Below are 18063 nucleotides of genomic sequence, written 5' to 3' on the forward strand. Positions count from 1 at the left end.
TGCCCTCTCCGACTCAACCTAGGGGAAGAATTGTCAGGTTAGGGACGATTCGTGGTCACCCACCCTCCCGCGCGCCCCGCCGCGCCTCGACCGCTCGGCGGGTCTCCTCCTGCACCAGATCCGCGTTGATCATCGCTGCGGTCCGGGCGCCCGCCGCCGCGGCGGACCCGACCTGCGCCGACAGGTCGGTCACGTTGCCCGCGACCCACACCCCCGGCACATCGGTACGCCCCGACTCGTCGGCCGCCAGATACTCGCCCATCCCGCTCGGGTGCGGTTGCGGGCGCAGGCCCAGCCCGGCCAGGAACCCGGCGCGCGCCACCATCCGGGGCGCGACGGTCAGCACCTCGCGGTCGACAGTGCGGCCGTCGCGCAGGCGTACCCCGGTCAGCCGGTCCCCGTCCGTCTCGACGGCCGCGACCTCGCCCTCGACCACCGGCACGCCGCGCGCGGCGAGCTGCTCGGCCTGCTCGTCGGTGAGCGGCGGCGCGGTGTGCCGCAGGTAGACCACGTCGTCGCTCCACTGCCGGAACAGCAGCGTCTGGTGCACCGACATCGGGCCGGTGCCGATGACGCCGATCGGCCGCTCGCGCACCTCCCAGCCGTGGCAGTACGGGCAGTGCACCACGTCCCGCCCCCAGCGCTCGCGCAGGCCGGGCACCTCGGGCAGCTCGTCGACCAGACCGGTGGCGACCAGCACGTGCCCGGCGCGGATCCGGCGGCCGTCGGCGAGCGCCACCTCGAACCCGGCGTCGTCGCGGGCCACCGTCTCGACCTGGCCCTCGGTCAGGTGCCCGCCGTAGCGGCGGACCTCGTCCCGGCCGCGCGCCAGCAGCTCGGCCGGCGGCACGCCGTCGTGGCCCAGCAGCGCGTGCACGCCGTCGGCGGGCGCGTTGCGGGGTTCGCCCCCGTCCACCACCAGCACCGACCGGCGGGCCCGGGCCAGCATGAGCGCGCCGTTGAGCCCGGCCGCGCCGCCGCCGATCACCAGTACCTCGTAGTTCTCGGTCATCGTGACCACCTCCGCGACCAGACTGCGTCCGGGGCCGGCAGAACCGCAAACTCTATTGCTGATGTGGCAAACTGGCAGGCATGGACGACGACCTCGACCAGGCCCTCGACGCGGTCGGCCCTCGCCTGCGCGCGCTGCGCCGCGAACGGGAGACCACCCTCACCGACCTCTCCGCCGCCACCGGCATCTCGGTGAGCACGCTGTCCCGGCTGGAGTCCGGCGGTCGTAAGCCGACGCTGGAACTGCTGCTCCCGCTGGCCCGCGCGCACGGCGTCACGCTCGACGAACTGGTCGGCGCCCCGCCCACCGGCGACCCGCGCGTCCACCTGCGGCCGGTCGCCGCGCACGGGATGACCATGCTGCCGCTCACCCGCCGGGCCGGCGGCATCCAGGCGTACAAGCTGATCATCCCGGCCGGCGGGCGGTCCGAGCCCGAGCCGAAGACCCACGAGGGGTACGAGTGGGTCTACGTGCTCAACGGGCGGCTGCGGCTCGTGCTCGGCGAGCACGACCTGGTGCTCGAACCCGGTGAGGCGGCCGAGTTCGACACCCGCGTACCGCACTGGTTCGGCCGCGCCGACAGCGAGGGGGTGGAGTTCCTCAGCCTCTTCGGCAGCCAGGGCGAACGTGCCCACCTGCGCGCCCGCCCTCGCACGTCCCGCTGAGGGGCGTCCGCGAACGCGCCCGCGGCGGCGCCGGCGGCGCGACGATCGGCAGGTGACCTATGCGGACGTCGGCGGGCTGTGGATCTGGTACGAGGAGCACGGCGCCGGCCGGCCGCTGGTCCTGCTGCACGGCGGCTACGGGTCGACGGAGACGTTCGCGCCGGTCCGGCCGGCGCTGGCCGCCCGCCGCCGGCTGATCGCCGTCGACCTGCGCGGCCACGGCCGCACCGGCGGTCTGGACCGGCCACTGCGGTACGAGTCGATGGCCGACGACGTGGCCGGGCTGCTGCGCCACCTCGGTCTGCCGCACGCCGACGTGCTCGGCTACTCGCTCGGCGGCGCGGTGGCCCTGCGTACCGCGATCCAGCACCCCGCCCTGGTCCGCCGCCTGGTGCTCGTCTCCACGCCTGTGCGGCGGCGCGGCTGGTACCCGGAGACGCTGGCCGCGATGTCCGCACACGACGAGCGCGCCGCCGAGCGCATGCGCGGCACCCCGCCGTACGAGCGGTACGCGCGGGTCGCGCCCCGCCCGCAGGACTGGCCCCTGCTCTGGGCCCGCAGCGGGGAACTGCTGCGCCGGGAGTACGACTGGTCCGCCGAGGTTGCCGCGCTGCCGATGCCGGTGCTGCTGGTCTTCGCCGACGCGGACGAGATCCCGGTGAGCCACGCGGCGGAGTTCTTCGGCCTGCTCGGCGGCGGCCACCGGGACGCGGGCGGCGACGGCGCCGGCCGTCCCGCGTCCCGGCTCGCCGTGCTGCCCGGGCTCACCCACTACGACGTGGTGGCCTCGCCCGCGCTGCCGGCGGCGGTGCTGCCGTTCCTCACCCACCCGGCGCGCGCACCCGGCTGACTCACCCCACGAGCGCCGGGGCGTCGGCGCGCGCCGTCGCCTGCGGGCGCAGCAGCGCGTACGCGAGCACGACGGCGACCACCACGAGCCCCGCGCCGACCGCGAATGCCGCGTGGAAGCCACTGGTCAGCGCGGCGGCCCGGTCGTCGCCGAGCGCGACCCGGTCCGCCGTCCGGGCGGCGGCCAACGTGGACAGCACCGCGACGCCGAACGCCATGCCGAGCTGCTGGGTGGTGTTGAACAGCCCGGAGGCGAGACCGGCGTCCTCGACGCGGGCGGCGGACATGCCGAGCGCGGTGAGCGCCGGCAGCACCAGCCCGAACCCGCCGGCGAGCAGCATCACCGGGAGCACGTCGCGCAGGTAGCGGCCGTCCACCGGCACCCGGGCCAGCAGCGCGAACATGGCGGCGAGCAGCACGAGCCCGGCGATCAGCACGACCCGCTCGCCGAAGCGGGCGTTGAGCCGGGCCGAGACGCCGAGCGACACCGCGCCGATGACGGCTGCCGCCGGGAGCAGCGCCAGCCCGGTGCGCGTGGCGTCGTAGCCGAGCACCTGCTGGAGGTAGAGCGTGACGAGGACCTGGAACGCGAACGTCGCGGCCACGGTGAGGATCTGGACCACGTTCGCCACGGCGACGCCGCGCGAGCGCAGCAGCCGCAGCGGCATGAGCGGGCGGCGCGCGGTGGCCTGCCGGACCACGAACCCGGCGACCAGCGCGGCGGCGAGCGCGCCGAGACCGAGCGTGTGCGCCGACGTCGCGCCGTACCGCTCGATCGTGACCACCGTGTAGATGCCGAGCACGAGCCCGGCGGTGACCAGCAGCGCGCCCGCCACGTCGGCCCCGGCGGCCAGGCCCAGGCCCCGGTCGGCGGGCAGCGTGCGGACCGCGAGCGCGATCGTGGCCAGGCCGATCGGCAGGTTGATCAGGAAGATCCAGTGCCAGCCCAGCGCGTCGGTGAGCAGGCCGCCGGCGACCTGGCCGATGGCCGCCCCGGCGGCGCCGGTGAACGCGAACACGGCGAACGCCCGCGCCCGCTCGGCCGCGTCGGGAAAGAGCGTGACCAGGATGCCGAGGCTCACCGCGGTGGCCGCCGCGCTGCCGACGCCCTGGAGGAAGCGGGCCGCGACGAGCGTGGCGCTGTTCCCGGCGAGCCCGGCCAGCACCGACGCGGCGGTGAACAGCGCGGTGCCGCCGAGGAACATCGCCCGGCGCCCGATCAGGTCGCCGAGCCGTCCGGCGAGCAGGAGCAGGCTGCCGAACGCGATCAGGTACGCGTTGACCACCCAGCTCAGGCCGGTCGGGGAGAAGCGCAGGTCGCGCTGGATGGCCGGCATCGCCACGGTGACGATGCTGCCGTCGAGGATGGTCATCAGGGCGCCGGTGGCGAGCACGCCGAGGGCGAGCCGTCGCGAGCGGGGAGCGGACATGGAGTCCTCCTGTCGAGAGGTGCGACAGGAGAGACCGTAACGGATAGTTCCGTTACAGACAATCTATTCTGAGACTATTGGCGGGCTCGGCGTGCCGGCTTCGGACTCTGCACCGGCGTGGCCAGGTGTCCGCCGGCCAGGCGCCGCAGCGCGCGCAGGAAGACTTCCCGCTCGTCGTCCGGCAGGCTCGCGAGCGTCTCGGCGTGCACCCGGTCGACGATCTCCTGGCTGCGCGCGGCGACCCGGGCACCCTCCTCGGTCACCGCGATGATCCGCGCCCGCCGGTCCGTACGGGCCGGACGCCGCTCGGCCAGCCCGGCCCGCTCCAGCGCGTCCACCGTGACGACCATCGTCGTCTTGTCCATGTCGCCCATCTCGGCGAGCTGGATCTGCGTACGCTCCTCGGGCAGCGCGTGCGCGAGCACGCAGTGCATCCGTGCGGTCAGCCCGATCTCGGCGAGCGCCGCCGCCACCCGGGTACGCAACACGTGGCTGGTGTGGTCGAGGAGGTACGACAGGTCCGGGGTGCTCATTCGCCCAGCGTACCGATGATTCCGTGGCGGATGATCCGGCTCGGACCCGGACTGGACCCGGATACGATCTTGTGAGATGTCGTCGGTGAGAGAGGTTGGGTGCGGTGAGCGACGAGCACAGCAGGCAAGTGGTGGTGGGTTACGACGGATCTCCGGCCGCTAGCGCCGCCATCGAGGTGGGCGCGCTGCTGTTCCCCGGCGCGCACGCGTGGATCGGGCATCTGTGGACGCCTCCCTTCGCCAGCGAGGAACTCCGCAAGCGGCTCTGGACCGGCACCCGCAACATCAACGTGTTCGTCGAGGCGATCGAGCGCGAGGGCAGCCGGGAGGCCGACCGGATGACGGCCGTCGGCGTGATGCTGGGCCGCGCCGCCGGCTGGGACGCCGAGCCGCTCGTGTGCCGCAGCTACGGCGGCGAAGGACTCCGGCTCGCCGAGCTGGCCGACGAGAAGCAGGCCGACGTGCTGCTGCTCGGGTCGCGGGGCCTCGGCGGCGCCCGCGCCGTGCTCGGCTCCGTCTCCGACATGGCCGTGCACTACAGCCCGCGTCCCGTACTGGTCGTGCCGCACCCGCTGCTGACCGACGAGTACGACGCGCTCGCCGCCGGGCCGGTCGTGGTCGGCTGGGACGCCTCCGCCGGATCCGAGGCCGCGCTCGCCGCCGCCCGTCGCCTCTTCCCGGAGCGCGAGATCGTCCTGGCCGCCGTCGACGGCGACGAGGGGGACGCGCCGGAGACGGTCGACGGGGTGACGACAGTGCGCGTACGCGCCGGCGGCGGCGCGCCCGGCCGCGCGGTGGCCGACGCGCTCTCCGCCGTCGCCACCGAGCGCAAGGCGAGCCTGGTCGTGGTCGGCTCGCGCGGCCGCACGGCGGTGCGCAAGATCCTGCTCGGCAGCGTCGCCATGGCCACGCTGCACCGCGCCCACCGGCCGGTCATGGTGGTGCCGCAGAGCCCGGTCCGCGAAACCGAGTAGCGGTCACCGGACCAGCACGGGTGTCTCCCGGGCCGGGAGACACCCGTGGCGTTCCACTCGTGCGTCGGCAGTCCGGTGGGCGCCTCAGCGCTGGCTGCTGTCGATGTGTGCCAACTATCCTCGGTATCGGAGAGCCAGTCGCCATCCGACGGAGTGGTCGATGCTGAAAGGTCTGGCAGCGGACCGGCACGCGCAGGGGGACAGCCGCCGGCTCAACCTCGGCGCGGTGCTGCGGCGCGTCCACCTGACCGGTCCGGTCACGCGCGTCGAGCTGGCCGAGTGGATGGGCGTCAACCGCAGCACCGTCATGGCGCTCACCGCGGAACTGGCGGCGGCCGGCCTGGTCCGGGAGGTGGCGGCCGGTGGCAGCGGGCGGGCCGGGCGTCCGTCGCGTGTGGTGCGTCCCTCCTCCGACACCGTCTACGTCCTCGCGTTCGACATCGCCGTGGACCGGCTCGTGGCCGCCCGTGTCGGGCTCGGCGGGGTGATCTCGGCGCGGCTGGAGGCGGAACGGCCGCGGGCCGGTGCCGACCTCGACTCGGTGGTCTCGGTGCTCGCCGACTTCGGGCGGGCGCTGCACCACGCCGCGCCACCCGGGTCGGTGTGCGTGGGCGTCGGCGCCTCCTACTGCGGCATGATCCGGCCGGGGGACGGGATGGTCCGGTTCGGACCGGACATGGGGTGGGTGGACCAGGCGTTCGGCGCCGAGCTGGCCGGGCGGCTGGACCTGGGCCTCCCTGTCCTGGTCGGCAACGAGGCGCACCTGGGCGCGCTGGCCGAGCATCAGCGCGGGGCCGGTGTCGGCGTGCAGAACCTCGTCTACCTGCACGGTGACGTGGGTGTCGGCGGCGGGATCATCGTGGGCGGGGAACTGCTCGACGGCGACGGCGGGTACGCCTCCGAGGTCGGGCACATGCTCGTGAACCCGTACCAGGGGCGGGCCTGCGGCTGCGGCTCGCGCGGGTGTCTGGAGGCCGAGGTCGGTGAGCGGGCGCTGCTCGACGTCGCGGGCCGCCCGGCGCAGGAGAAGGGGCGCGAGGCGGTACGCGCGGTGGTCGCCGCCGCCGCTCAGGGGGAACCGGCAGCGCAGGAGGCGCTGCGGCACATCGGTGACTGGCTGGGCATCGGCGTGGCGAACGTGATCAACCTGTTCAACCCGGGCGTGGTGATCTTCGGGGGCACGCTCAGCGAGGTCTTCCCGGTCTGCGCCGGTCACGTCCGCAGCCGGATCGCCGCGAACGTGCTGCCCATCTCCCGCGACAAGGCCCAACTGCGGGTGTCCGCGCTCGGCTACGACGCGACCCTGATCGGCGCCGCCGAACTGGGCTTCTCACCCTTGTTCGCCGACCCCCTCGGAGTCCCCACTGCCGGGTGAGCCCGCGCGCCGCGCACCGCCGCGCGTTCAGCCTCCCTTGAGCGCGTTGATCTTGCGCTTCCGGCCCTGACAAAGCGCGCCAAAGGTGCATCCCAGGGGCCGAAACTGCAAGATCTGTGAAGGTGTTTGTCAAGCGTTGGTTTCGAGGGTGCGCCAGATTTGGCGGGCTATGTAGCGTTTGAGGCTGCGGGTGATTTCGGCTGGGGTGCGGCCTTCGGTGGTGCGGCGTTCGACGTAGTCCTTGGTGGGTTGGTGGCATCGTTGGCGGGTTTTCGCGATGGTGTGTAGGGCGGCGTTGAGGGTGCGGTCGCCGCCTCGGTTGAGGCGGTGGCGGATGGTGCGTCCGGAGTTGGCGGGGACGGGGCTGGCGCCGGCGAGTGAGGCGAAGGCGGCTTCGTTGCGGAACCGGCCGGGGTGTGACCAGGCGGTCAGTGCGATCGCGGCGGTGACGGGGCCGATCCCGGGTTGGTCGAGCAGGGTGGGGCAGAGCTTGTCGACCAGGGTGCGGATCTCGGCGAGGTTGGCTTTCAGGAGCTTCTCGAGGGTCAGGATCTGCTCGGCCAGGGCTGCCAGTTGAGTGCGGCGCAGTCGGTCAAGTCCGCTGCCGCTGCCGGTGCCGGTGGTGAGGGTGGTGGCGTGTTGGACCTGCCGCAGGGTGTTCAGTCCGCGCATCTGTGTGCGTAGATCGTCGTCGGCGGTGAGGATCAGCGATTTGAACAGGTTGATGGTGGCGGTGCGGGTGTCGCTGTAGTGGCGGCGGCAGACGTGCAGCAGGCGCAGGGCTTCCCGGTCGCCGTCGGCGCGGGGCGTGGCGACGTGGTCGGCGGCCAGCACCGCGCGAGCGGCGTGCACGGCGTCCAACGCGTCGGACTTGCCGCCTCGCCGACGGCGTCCGGCAGCGGGTTTGGGTGCTTCCAGGACGTCCTCACCCGCGGCGCGCAGGACACGCAGCAGGCCGACCCCGTGACACCGGGCGCCGTCCAGGGCCCAGGCCCGCCGGCCCGTTCCCAGCCCGGTCGTCTGCCGCCCGGCCCAGGCCAGCAGAACAGCGGCGCCGTCGGCGGTGGCCGGCACGGTGATCTCGGCCAGCACTGTCCCGACCGGGGTGGTCACCGCGGCGGTGTGCGTATCGGTATGGGTATCCACACCGATGACCGCGTCAACACGGCCGGCCAGACGATCTGCCAGGATGGAAGGCACGGACGGTTCTCCCTTGCACGGGACGACGTTCGGACGGCGTCGGCCCGGGAGACGATCACCCGGCGGCACATCTGTGATGAGTCACGCGACACCAATCGCGGACAGGCTTCTGATCAGGCCAGCAAGGTGGGCCGGGCCGACGCCGGCAACCCACGAGGACAGGTCGCGCTTCACGGCACACCCTTCTGCGGTGGCCAGATCTTGCATGAGTCACTCGTCGATCACCGACGTCGAACCCTACCGATACCAACCCCTCCCGGAACCGGCCCACCTATAGAAGCGTCGCCGGGCCGGGCCGGGCCGGGGCGGGGCCGGACCGGGCCAGGGCGGGGCGTTCAGGGCTTCAGGCGGTGGGTCAGCCACGGGAGCAGGGACTCGCCCTGTAGGCGCTGGAAGGCCCGCACCGTGGGGATGCCGGGTGGCGGGGGCTGGCGGGCGCCGTCGAGGAAGAACCCGGTGAGTCCGGCCAGCACCCCGGTCAGGTCGGCCGGGTCGACGTCGGCGGTCAGTCGCCGGGCGGCCAGCAGCGCGTCGGGGTCGTGTCCGCCGTACACCTGCACGTTGACGACGGTGAGCAGGGTGTCCAACCAGGCCGGTCCCCGGCAGGCCCAGGGCCAGTCGACAACGGTGACCGACCCGTCCGGGCCGAGCAGCAGGTTGTCGGCGCGCACGTCGACGTGACAGAGCGTGTCGCCGTCGAGCGCGGCCAGCCCTCGCTCGGCGGCGGCGCACAGCTCGGGCAGGTGGGACCGGGCCCACGGGTCGAGGTCGGTCGGCGGGTCGGCGGCGAGGCGCCGCCAGCCGCCGAAGTCGTGTGCGAGCCGTTCGGCGGCGGTGGGGGTGGGCGCGACGGCGGGCGCCGGGGTGAGCGCGGCGGCCATCGTCTCCAGCGTGGACAGCACGGCGGCCAGTTCGTCGGCCCGCCACGGGGTGACCGGGTGCCGGCCCTCCACGTCGGCGAAGACCAGCGCGATCCACTCGCCGTCGTCGTAGCTGCCGAGCAGCCGGGGTGCGGGCGCGTCCGGCGGCAGGGCGTCGGCGATCCGGGCCTCGGCGCGGTGCAGGGTGGGGCTGCGGTCGTTCTGCGCCGGGCTGACCGCCTTGACGAAGGCCCGGCCACCGCCTGCGGTACGGACGCGGTCGGCGGTGCCGGGGGAGAAGCCGCCCGGCTGGGACTGCGCCGCCACCACCCGGTCGCCGAGGACTGCTTCGACGCCGTCGCGGACGTGCGGGGGCAGCTCGTGCCAGTGCAGCCGGGTCTTCGTCACCGCTCCACGGTGCGTGCCGCCCGCCGCCGGGGCAACCGGGTTAACCGTTGCGCGTGTAGTGCAGGACGACCACGCCGGCGTCGAACGGGCGCGCCGAGGTGAGCGTGAGGCGCCGCGGATCGAAGCCGCTGTCGACGAGCTTGATGCCGCTGCCGACGACCACCGGGTTGAGCTTGACCACCATCTCGTCGATCTCGTCGAGGAGCTGACCGGCGAGCCGGCCGCCGCCGCAGAGCCAGATGTCGCGCCCGGGGCGGGTCTTCAGCTCGCGGACGAGGGCCACCGGGTCGCCGTCGACGACGTGCACGTCCGGGTAGTCGGCAGGGGGCAGCGAGCGGCTGAACACGTACTGCTCGAGGTGGGCGTAGGGGCTGGTGACGCCGAGCTGCAGGCCCGGCTCGTAGCTGCCGCGGCCCATCAGCACGGTGTCGAAGCGGCCGGCGGGCGGGGAGTCGATGCCGAGCTGGGCGTGGACGAACGTGGGCAGCGTCTGGGGCCACTCGGCCGCCAGGTGGGGCGCCAGGTCGGGCGTCAGGGGGAGGAAGTCGAACGACCCGTCGGGCGCGGCGATGAAGCCGTCGAGGGTGCTGGCGACGAAGTAGACGAGCTTGCGCAAACCGGCTCCGATGTCCGAGGTGATCCACGACGGCTGTCGTGGTTCGATGGCGAATCTACAACACCTGTCGTGGTTGTTGCTAGTGTGTTCGCGTGGCCAGGAATCCGGAACGCCGTACCCTGCTCGCCGACGCCGGCCTGCGGATCCTCGCCGACGCGGGCGCGCGCGGGCTGACCCACCGGGCGGTCGACGCCGAGGCGGGTGTGCCCACCGGCACCACCTCGAACTACTTCCCGTCCCGCGCGGCCCTGCTCGCCGGCCTGGCCGAACGCATCTTCGACCGGATCGCCCCCGACCCGGCCGTCCTGGCCGACCTCGGCCGCCGCGAGCCGTCGCTCGCGCTGATGACCGACTACCTGCGCGAAATCGTCGCGCGCACCACCCGCGAGCCGGGCCTCACCCGGGCGCTGTTCGAGCTTCGGCTGGAGGCCGCGCGCCGCCCGGAGCTGCGGGCCGCGCTCGGCGGCGTGCTGCGCCAGGGGTACGCCGACGACGTCGCCCACCACACCGCCGCCGGACTGCCAGGCGGGGCGTACGAGGTGGCGCTGCTGCACTACGCGGTCGACGGGCTCCTGCTCGACCTGCTCACCACCTCGATCGACGCCGGATTCGACACCGATCAGGTGGTCTCGGACCTCGTCTCCCGTCTGGTCGGCGGCACCACCGCTTGAGCCTCCTCGCCGTGCGTTAACCCGGGGCGGCCAGCGGGAACGCTGGCGCGGACGCCCCTGGGAAGGAGCAACGGATGAGGGAACGCACCGGACTGACCATCGGCGTGCTCGGCTCCTACGGCGGTCGCAACCTCGGCGACGAGGCGATCCTCACGGGTCTCCTGGACGACCTGCGCCGCCACGAGCCGAACGCCCGGATCATCGTCTTCTCCCGCAACCCGGCGCACACCGCGCTGGCCCACCCCGAGGTCGAGGCGGTGCCGTGGGAGGGCGTCAGCCGCGTCGACTCGTCCCCGGTGCTCAACCAGCTCGACCTGCTCATCCTCGGCGGCGGCGGGATCCTCTACGACAAGGAGGCCCGGCGCTACCTGCGGGTGGTCCGGGTCGCCCAGGAGCGCGGGCTGCCGCTGATCACGTACGCGGTCGGGGTCGGCCCGCTCACCGACACGCTGGACAGCGGCATGGTGCGTGAAACCCTGGCGCAGGCCGTCGAGGTGACAGTCCGCGACCAGGAGTCCCGGATGGTGCTGGAGGAGGCGGGCCTGGTGAACCCGATCACCGTCACCGCCGACCCGGCGTTCCTGCTCGAACCGGAGGAGTTCCCCCAGCAGTGGCTGCGCGAGGAGGGCGTACCGGCCGGCTCCCGGCTGGTCGGGCTCAGCGTGCGCGAGCCGGGCCGGGCCGCCGAACGGCTCGACGTGGACGGCTACCACCGCCTGCTCGCCCAGATCGGTGATTTCCTGGTGCACCGGATCGACGCGCACGTGCTGTTCGTGCCGATGGAACGCGACGACATCCGGCACTCCCACGGCGTGCTGTCGCACATGACCGCCGCCGACCGGGGCCGCATCCTGCACGGCGACTACCGCCCGGCGCAGATCCTCGGGCTGATGCGCCACTTCGACCTCGCGGTCGGCATGCGCCTGCACTTCCTGATCTTCGCGGCCATGATGGGCACGCCGTTCCTGCCGCTGCCGTACGCCGGAAAGGTCTTCGACCTGGCCCAGCGGCTCGGTGTGCCGGCGCTGCGCGGCGTGGAACGGGAGGTGGAGGGCCCGTTGCTGGCCGAGGTGGACCGGCTGTGGGACGAGCGGGCGGCCCGGGCCGACGCGACCGCACGCCGGGTCGCGGAGGTCTGCGAGCAGGCGCGCGGCACCTCCCAGGTGACCCGCAGCGTGCTGGACAGCATTCGGGCCCGCACGCTGACGCCCGCGGTGTGAGCCGGGCCGTCAGACCGCCGGGCCGCGCCAGGAGTAGACCCACTCCCGGCCCGGCTGGTCGTCCGACTCCAGCTCGTAGATCTGCGCCTCCGCGAGTCCCTGCGACCCGAGGTGGTGGTGGGTCAGCGGCGGGCGGCCGTTGACGTCCAGCTCGACGGTGACGGTCTCGCCGTCGGCCGTACCGCCCACCAGAGGGATCTGCACCGTGGAAGCCATGCGCCCATCCTGCCCCGGCCGGCCCGCCCGCGCAGGGGATCACGCGGGGCAGCGGACCGGGCACACCGCGTACTAGGGTCCGGAAATGGCGCACCCGACGATCGATCCGACACTCGGTCCGGTCCTCGCCCGCACGGGCGGCGAACGGGCAATCCTCGACGCGTTCCTCGACCTGCATCGCGCCAACGTGCTGCGCAAGGTGCGCGGCCTGACCGACGCCGACGCCGGCCGGCGGCTGGTGCCCTCACTGACCACCCTGGCCGGGCTGCTCAAGCACCTGGCCCTGGTCGAGGGCAACTGGTTCCGCCGCCTGTTCGCCCCCGAGCCGGGCGACGTCTACCTCACCTCCCAGGCCGACGCCGACGCCAGCTTCACGCTGCGCGCCGGCGAGACGGTCGAGACGCTCGCCGCCGCGTACGAGGCGGCCTGCGACGAATCCCGCCGGGTCGCCGCCCGGTTCGACCTCGACCACGTGGTGCCGCACCCGCAACTCGGTGAGGTGTCGCTGCGGTGGGTGCTGGTGCACCTGATCGAGGAGACCGCCCGGCACGCCGGGCACGCCGACATCCTGCGTGAGCTGACCGACGGCGAGACCGGCGCGATCTGACGCCTCAGTCACGGGGCAGCAGCCCGTCCGGGTACTCCATCCCGTCGTACGTGCAGGCGGCGGCGGCGACCCGGGCGGCGTACCGGGCCGCGTCGAGGACGTCCGCGCCGCGCAGCCGGGCGACGATCACCCCGGCGGCGAAGGCGTCCCCGGCACCGTTGGTGTCCACCACCGGGCCCGGCGGGGTGGCGGCGGGCACGTGCGTCGGCGGCGCGCCGGGCGTGTGCAGCGTCGCGCCCGCCGCCCCGCCGGTGACCAGCACCGTGCGCGGCGCCAGCTCGGCCGCCTCCTTCGCGGCCCGCTCGCCGAGCCGCGTGTCGCTGACGAAGACCAGGTCGGCGATCCGGGCGAACGGGCGGTGGTAGTCGTTCTCGCCGTCCCAGTCGTGCAGGTCGGTGGAGACCGACGTGGCGGCGCGCAGCACCCCCAGCGAGTCCCGGGCCCAATCCATGATCGACAGGTGGACGTGGGTCGCCTCGGCCACGAGCGCGGCCAGCTCCGCCTCGCCGAAGGGCGCCAGCCCCGACCAGGGACGCGGGTCGTGCAGCGACATCCGCCGCCCCGCCGGGTCGACCATGTTCACCGAGCGGCGGGTACCGGCCGGCGCGTCGGCGAGCGTCGTCCGGATCGAGGTACGCGCCAGCGCCGCCCGCACCACGTCACCGGCCGCGTCGGCACCGAGCACGTCGACGAGCGCCACCCGCAGGCCGAGCGCGTGCGCGGCCAGCGCCACCCCGGCCCCGGTGTTGCCGATCCGCATGTCGATCGGCGGCACCAGCAGCGAGTCGGCGACGGGCGGCGGCAGCGCGGGCACCTGGACCCGGACGTCCACGCCGAGCCCGCCGATCACGAGAAGGTCGACCATGGCGCCGACGATAGCGGCGCCCGGCGGCCTATCCTGGCTCCCCGGGTGCCGTCTTCCGGCCCCGGGCGTCGGCGAGGGGGAGCAGTGCTGGTCATCCACGGGTTGTGGCTGCCCGGCGCCGGGCTCGCCCTGTGGGCCGAGGACAGCACGCTCCCGGCCCGCGCGCCCCGCCGTCCCGGCCGCGTCCCGCGCGAGCGCCCGCACCCGTTCGCCGCCGACCACACCACGCTCGCCGCCGCGCTCGACGGCCTCCCCGGTGAGCCGATCTCCGTGCTGCTGAGCCTGCCGACCCGCGCCGGCTCGCCGCTGGACTCGCCGGCACTGGTCCGGGCCACCGTCGGGGAACCGGTCCGCGGCCCGGTCACCCGCGCCGGGTGGCGGGCGCCCGCCCTGGGGTACGCCCCGGACGACGCGTACGCGCTGCTGCGCGCGCCGATGCCGGGCCCGGTCGGGGCGAGCCTGCGGCACCTGTGCGAGCTGGCCGACTTCGCCGCCGACCTGGTCGTACGCGGCCGGTTGCTGCCCGGCGTGCTCGAGGCGTACCCCGGTGGTGTGCCCGGCGCAGGGTCGGCCGCGACCGGCGGGCGGACCTCGGCGCGGCGCTCACCGGTGGTTTCGGGGGCCGGGCGGCCGTTGCGGGCTGTGCGGGCGGACGACGTGGCGACCGGGTGGGCGCTCTGGCGGCCGCTGCTCACCGGCACCGACGCGGGCTGGGCGCGCGACCTGGCGACGGCGTTGCCCCCGGCGGCCCGCGCCGGCCGGGAATGGCGGCCCGAGGTTTCGGCCGCGGCCATCGGCGGCGCGGCGATCGTCTCGGGGCCGGCTGATGCCCGGACGGGCGGCGGCGCCGGGCGCTCGCCGGGAGGGAGTGCACCGCGAAGCGGGCCGAGCGGTCCGGCGGACGACGCGTGGGCCGGGCGGGCCGACGACATCGGGGCCGGTGAGCTGGTCGCGGAGGCGCTCGACGGGCTCGTCGACGCCGCCGCCCGGGTGGCGCTGGGCGACACCCGGCTGCACCGGGGGATGCGCCCCGTCGGCGCGGTGCCGCGCTGGCTGGCCGCGCTCACCGGACCGGAGCGCGCCTTCCCGGCCGAGCCGGACGCGCTGGCGACGCTGCGCGACGAACTGGACGCCTGGCAGCGCGACGCGGCGGGCGGCGCGGTACGGGCCACGTTCCGCCTGGTCGAGCCGGCCGTCGACCCGGTCGCCGAACTGGTCGAGGACGCCGTCTGGCGGGTCGAGTTCGGCCTGCACCCGGCCGACGAGCCGGGACTCGTGGTCGACGCCGCGCACATCTGGCAGCGGCCCGCACCGGCGCTCGCCGCCCGGGGCGTGGAGCCGCAGGAGACGCTCCTGGCCGAGCTGGGCCGGGCCAGCCGGCTGTGGCCCGAGGTGGACGCCGCGCTGCGCACCGCCGCGCCCGAGGGCATGGAGCTGGACGCCGAGGGCGCACACCGGTTCCTGCGCGAGGGCGCGCCCGTGCTGCACGCGGCCGGGTTCGGGGTGCTGCTGCCGTCCTGGTGGCGGCGCTCCTCGTCCCGGCTCGGCGCGCGGCTGCGGGCGCGCAGCCGTACCGCGCCCGGTGCGGTGGCCACCACCGCCGGGAAGCTGGGTCTGGACGCGCTCGTCGACTACCGCTGGGAGCTGGCGCTCGGCGACCAGCCGCTGACCGCGGAGGAACTGGCGTCGCTGGCCGACCTGAAGTCGCCCCTGGTCCGGCTGCGCGGCCGGTGGGTCGAGCTGGACCCGCAGCGGCTGGAGGCCGGGCTGAAGCTGCTGCGCTCCTCCGGCGAGCTGACCGTGGCCGACCTGCTCCGGATGGGACTGTCCGGTGACGACGGCGCCGGTGAACTGCCGGTCCTGGACGTGGTCGCCGACGGGGCACTGGGCGAACTGCTCGCCGGTGAGGCGGAGCGGCGGCTCACCCCGGCCGACCCGCCGCCGGGCTTCACCGGGACGCTGCGGCCGTACCAGCGTCGCGGGCTGGCCTGGCTGGCGTTCCTCCAGTCGCTCGGGCTCGGCGGGATCCTCGCCGACGACATGGGCCTGGGCAAGACCGTGCAACTGCTCGCGCTGCTCGCCGGCGACCCGCCGGAAGCCGGGCCCACGCTGCTGGTCTGCCCGATGTCCCTCGTCGGCAACTGGCAGCGCGAGGCGGCGAAGTTCGCGCCCGGGCTGCGGGTGCACGTGCACCACGGCGCCGAGCGCGCCCGGGGCGAGGGCTTCGCCACCGCGGTGGGGGAGGCGGACCTGGTGCTCACCACGTACTCGGTGGCGGCCCGGGACGCGTTCGAGCTGGCCGGCGTCGACTGGCACCGGGTGGTGGTGGACGAGGCGCAGGCGATCAAGAACGCCGCCACCCGGCAGGCCGAGGCGGTCCGGTCGCTGCCCGCGCGGCACCGGGTCGCGGTCACCGGTACGCCGGTGGAGAACCGGCTCGCCGACCTCTGGTCGATCATGCAGTTCGCGAATCCGGGGCTGCTCGGACCGGCCGCGACGTTCCGCAAGCGCTTCGCCGAACCGATCGAGCGGCACGGCGACGCCGAGGTCGCCGAGCGGCTGCGCCGGATCACCGGCCCGTTCGTGCTGCGCCGCCTCAAGACCGACCCGACGATCATCACCGACCTGCCGGAGAAGCTGGAGATGGAGGTGGTCTGCAACCTCACCGCCGAGCAGGCCGCGCTCTACCAGGCCGTGGTGGACGACATGATGGCGAAGATCGAGTCCAGCGACGGGATCGAACGGCGCGGGCTGGTGCTGGCCACCATGACCCGGCTCAAGCAGGTCTGCAACCACCCCGCCCAGCTCCTGCACGACGGCTCCGCGCTGGACGGCCGCTCCGGCAAGCTGGAACGCCTCGACGAGATCGTCGACGAGGTGCTCGCGGCGGAGGAGAAGGCGCTGCTGTTCACCCAGTACGCCGAGTTCGGCGGCATGCTGCGCGGGCACCTGTCGGCGCGTACCGGCCGGGAGGTGCTGCTGTTGCACGGCGGCGTCGGCAAAGCCGAACGGGACGCCATGGTGACCCGGTTCCAGACCCCGCAGGGGCCGCCGCTGTTCGTCCTGTCGCTCAAGGCCGGCGGCACCGGGCTCACCCTGACCGCCGCCAACCACGTGGTGCACGTGGACCGGTGGTGGAACCCGGCCGTCGAGGACCAGGCCACCGACCGGGCGTTCCGCATCGGACAGCGCCGCCGCGTGCAGGTACGCAAGTTCGTCTGCGCCGGCACCGTCGAGGAGAAGGTGGCCGCGATGATCGCCGACAAGCGCAGCCTCGCCCGGTCGGTGGTGGGCAGCGGCGAGCAGTGGGTCACCGAACTGTCCACCGAGACGCTGCGCGACCTGTTCACCCTGGAGTCCGGGGCGGTGGTCGAGTGAGCCCCGGTTTTGACGAGTACGGTCCGCCGCTGCGGGTCGAGGGCGGGCTACGGGCACGCAGCACCCGGGGCGCGATCGGGCAGTCCTGGTGGTCCCGGCGGTTCGTGGAGGTGCTGGAGTCGTTCGCGCTCGGCTCCCGGCTCACCCGTGGCCGGGCGTACGCGCGCCGGGGCCAGGTGCTCCGGCTGGACGTGTCGCCGGGTGAGGTCACCGCCGAGGTGCAGGGCTCCCGGCCACGGCCCTACCCGGTGCGGATCGGGCTGGCCGCGTACCCGGAGAAGACGTGGCGGCGGATCGAGGCCGAGCTGGCCGGGCAGGCCTTCTTCAGCGCCCGGCTGCTCGCCGGTGACCTGCCGGCCGAACTGGAGGAGCTGTTCACCGACGCGGGCGCGCCGCTGTTCCCGGCCGAGATCGACGAACTCGACCAGCGGTGCGGCTGCCCCGACTTCGCGGTGCCGTGCAAACACCTGGCGGCCACGTTCTACCTGCTCGCCGAGGCGTTCGACGCCGACCCGTTCCACCTGCTGCACTGGCGTGGCCGGTCCCGCGCCGAACTGCTGGACCGGCTGCGTACGCTCCGCGGCGCCGACGCCCGGGGCGCGGGCGGAGCCGGCGGTGCGGGCGCCCGGGGTGCGGGCGGAGGCGGCGGTGCGGGCAGAACCGGCGGTGCGGGCGGCACGAGCGGCACCGGCGGCGCGTGCGCAACCGGTGGTGCGGGCGCAACCGGCGGCATGGGCCGAACCGGCGACGTGGGCCGAACCGGCGACGTGGGCCGAACCGGCGGTGTGGGCCGAACCGGCGGCGCGGGAGCGGGACCGGTTCCGGGTGCCCGGCCGGAGCCGGCCGCGTCGAGCGCGGTGCCGGTGGTCGGCGCGGCGCGTGCCCTGGCCGGGTTGCCGGCGGTGGAGCCGGACGACGAGCTGGACCGGTTCTGGCTGGCGCCGGTGGCGTTGCCGGACCGGCCGCCCACGCTCGCCACCGGCCCGGAGCTGCTGCTGCGCCAGCTCGGGCCACCCGGGGCCGCAGTCGGCGGGCCGGGCCTGGCCGAGCGGCTGCGCCGGGCGTACCGGGAGTTCGCTGGCGGCGAAGCCGCCTCCCCCAGGGAGTTCAGCGGCGGCGAAGCCGCGGGCGAGCGTTAAGAGGGGGCCCTTCCTCTACCGAATGCGTTAAGAAGGGGCCCTTCC

Annotated in this window: 17 protein-coding genes; 9 read left to right on the forward strand and 8 right to left on the reverse strand. The window is 74.6% G+C overall.

The window, feature by feature from the left end; all coding sequences use genetic code 11:
- Positions 1-55: 55 nt before the first annotated feature.
- Complete coding sequence (locus tag O7607_RS20075; RefSeq protein WP_269704725.1) at positions 56-1012, reverse strand: NAD(P)/FAD-dependent oxidoreductase; 957 nt, start codon at positions 1010-1012, stop codon at positions 56-58.
- Positions 1013-1092: 80 nt separating this feature from the next.
- On the opposite strand from O7607_RS20075, the gene O7607_RS20080 reads away from it, so the two are divergent.
- Together O7607_RS20080 and O7607_RS20085 are read left to right on the forward strand one after the other, a co-directional pair.
- Positions 1093-1677 carry a helix-turn-helix domain-containing protein gene (locus O7607_RS20080; protein WP_269704726.1) on the forward strand — a complete coding sequence of 195 codons (585 nt, stop codon included), beginning with the start codon at positions 1093-1095 and terminating at the stop codon, positions 1675-1677.
- 52 nt (positions 1678-1729) lie between these two features.
- Entirely contained in the window at positions 1730-2527 is a 798-nt protein-coding gene (locus O7607_RS20085; RefSeq protein WP_269704727.1) for an alpha/beta fold hydrolase, read from the forward strand.
- 1 nt (position 2528) lies between these two features.
- Here the strand turns inward: O7607_RS20085 and O7607_RS20090 are convergent, their stop codons facing one another.
- Positions 2529-3956: an MFS transporter gene (locus tag O7607_RS20090; RefSeq protein WP_269704728.1), complete on the reverse strand. Its 1428-nt coding sequence runs from the start codon at positions 3954-3956 to the stop codon at positions 2529-2531.
- A gap of 74 nt (positions 3957-4030) precedes the next feature.
- Positions 4031-4489 (reverse strand): MarR family winged helix-turn-helix transcriptional regulator, encoded by a 459-nt coding sequence (locus O7607_RS20095; protein WP_269704729.1) that lies wholly within the window; start codon positions 4487-4489, stop codon positions 4031-4033.
- Between the two features lie 104 nt (positions 4490-4593).
- Here O7607_RS20095 and O7607_RS20100 point away from each other — a divergent pair, with 104 nt between their 5' ends.
- Together O7607_RS20100 and O7607_RS20105 are read left to right on the forward strand one after the other, a co-directional pair.
- The gene (locus O7607_RS20100; RefSeq protein ID WP_269704730.1) at positions 4594-5463 is read left to right on the forward strand and encodes a universal stress protein; all 870 of its coding nucleotides are present in this window, start codon (positions 4594-4596) and stop codon (positions 5461-5463) included.
- Between the two features lie 160 nt (positions 5464-5623).
- Positions 5624-6838, forward strand: coding sequence for an ROK family transcriptional regulator (locus O7607_RS20105; protein ID WP_269704731.1), 1215 nt, complete (start codon positions 5624-5626; stop codon positions 6836-6838).
- Between the two features lie 129 nt (positions 6839-6967).
- Here O7607_RS20105 and O7607_RS20110 read toward each other — a convergent pair whose 3' ends face one another.
- From O7607_RS20110 to O7607_RS20120, 3 genes are all read right to left on the reverse strand, one after another.
- Complete coding sequence (locus tag O7607_RS20110; protein ID WP_269701746.1) at positions 6968-7951, reverse strand: transposase; 984 nt, start codon at positions 7949-7951, stop codon at positions 6968-6970.
- A gap of 422 nt (positions 7952-8373) precedes the next feature.
- Positions 8374-9306: a phosphotransferase family protein gene (locus O7607_RS20115; protein WP_269704732.1), complete on the reverse strand. Its 933-nt coding sequence runs from the start codon at positions 9304-9306 to the stop codon at positions 8374-8376.
- A 40-nt stretch (positions 9307-9346) separates the two neighbouring features.
- The gene (locus O7607_RS20120; protein WP_269704733.1) at positions 9347-9922 is read right to left on the reverse strand and encodes a dihydrofolate reductase family protein; all 576 of its coding nucleotides are present in this window, start codon (positions 9920-9922) and stop codon (positions 9347-9349) included.
- A 92-nt stretch (positions 9923-10014) separates the two neighbouring features.
- Between O7607_RS20120 and O7607_RS20125 the strand changes: the two genes are divergently transcribed.
- Both O7607_RS20125 and O7607_RS20130 read left to right on the forward strand, forming a co-directional pair.
- The gene (locus O7607_RS20125) at positions 10015-10593 is read left to right on the forward strand and encodes a TetR/AcrR family transcriptional regulator (RefSeq protein WP_269704734.1); all 579 of its coding nucleotides are present in this window, start codon (positions 10015-10017) and stop codon (positions 10591-10593) included.
- Positions 10594-10667: 74 nt separating this feature from the next.
- The gene (locus tag O7607_RS20130; protein ID WP_269704735.1) at positions 10668-11813 is read left to right on the forward strand and encodes a polysaccharide pyruvyl transferase family protein; all 1146 of its coding nucleotides are present in this window, start codon (positions 10668-10670) and stop codon (positions 11811-11813) included.
- Between the two features lie 9 nt (positions 11814-11822).
- Here O7607_RS20130 and O7607_RS20135 read toward each other — a convergent pair whose 3' ends face one another.
- Positions 11823-12029: a hypothetical protein gene (locus O7607_RS20135; RefSeq protein WP_269704736.1), complete on the reverse strand. Its 207-nt coding sequence runs from the start codon at positions 12027-12029 to the stop codon at positions 11823-11825.
- Positions 12030-12114: 85 nt separating this feature from the next.
- On the opposite strand from O7607_RS20135, the gene O7607_RS20140 reads away from it, so the two are divergent.
- Positions 12115-12636: a DinB family protein gene (locus tag O7607_RS20140; RefSeq protein ID WP_269704737.1), complete on the forward strand. Its 522-nt coding sequence runs from the start codon at positions 12115-12117 to the stop codon at positions 12634-12636.
- 4 nt (positions 12637-12640) lie between these two features.
- Here O7607_RS20140 and O7607_RS20145 read toward each other — a convergent pair whose 3' ends face one another.
- Positions 12641-13501 carry a carbohydrate kinase family protein gene (locus O7607_RS20145; RefSeq protein ID WP_269704738.1) on the reverse strand — a complete coding sequence of 287 codons (861 nt, stop codon included), beginning with the start codon at positions 13499-13501 and terminating at the stop codon, positions 12641-12643.
- An 84-nt stretch (positions 13502-13585) separates the two neighbouring features.
- Here O7607_RS20145 and O7607_RS20150 point away from each other — a divergent pair, with 84 nt between their 5' ends.
- Together O7607_RS20150 and O7607_RS20155 are read left to right on the forward strand one after the other, a co-directional pair.
- Complete coding sequence (locus O7607_RS20150) at positions 13586-16879, forward strand: DEAD/DEAH box helicase (RefSeq protein WP_269704739.1); 3294 nt, start codon at positions 13586-13588, stop codon at positions 16877-16879.
- Entirely contained in the window at positions 16876-18018 is a 1143-nt protein-coding gene (locus O7607_RS20155) for an SWIM zinc finger family protein (RefSeq protein ID WP_269704740.1), read from the forward strand. The genes O7607_RS20150 and O7607_RS20155 overlap by 4 nt, the downstream gene beginning before the upstream one ends.
- The last annotated feature ends 45 nt before the right edge of the window (positions 18019-18063 follow it).

This window comes from Micromonospora sp. WMMA1949, from assembly GCF_027460145.1.
In the GTDB taxonomy this organism is placed as follows: Bacteria; Actinomycetota; Actinomycetes; order Mycobacteriales; family Micromonosporaceae; genus Micromonospora.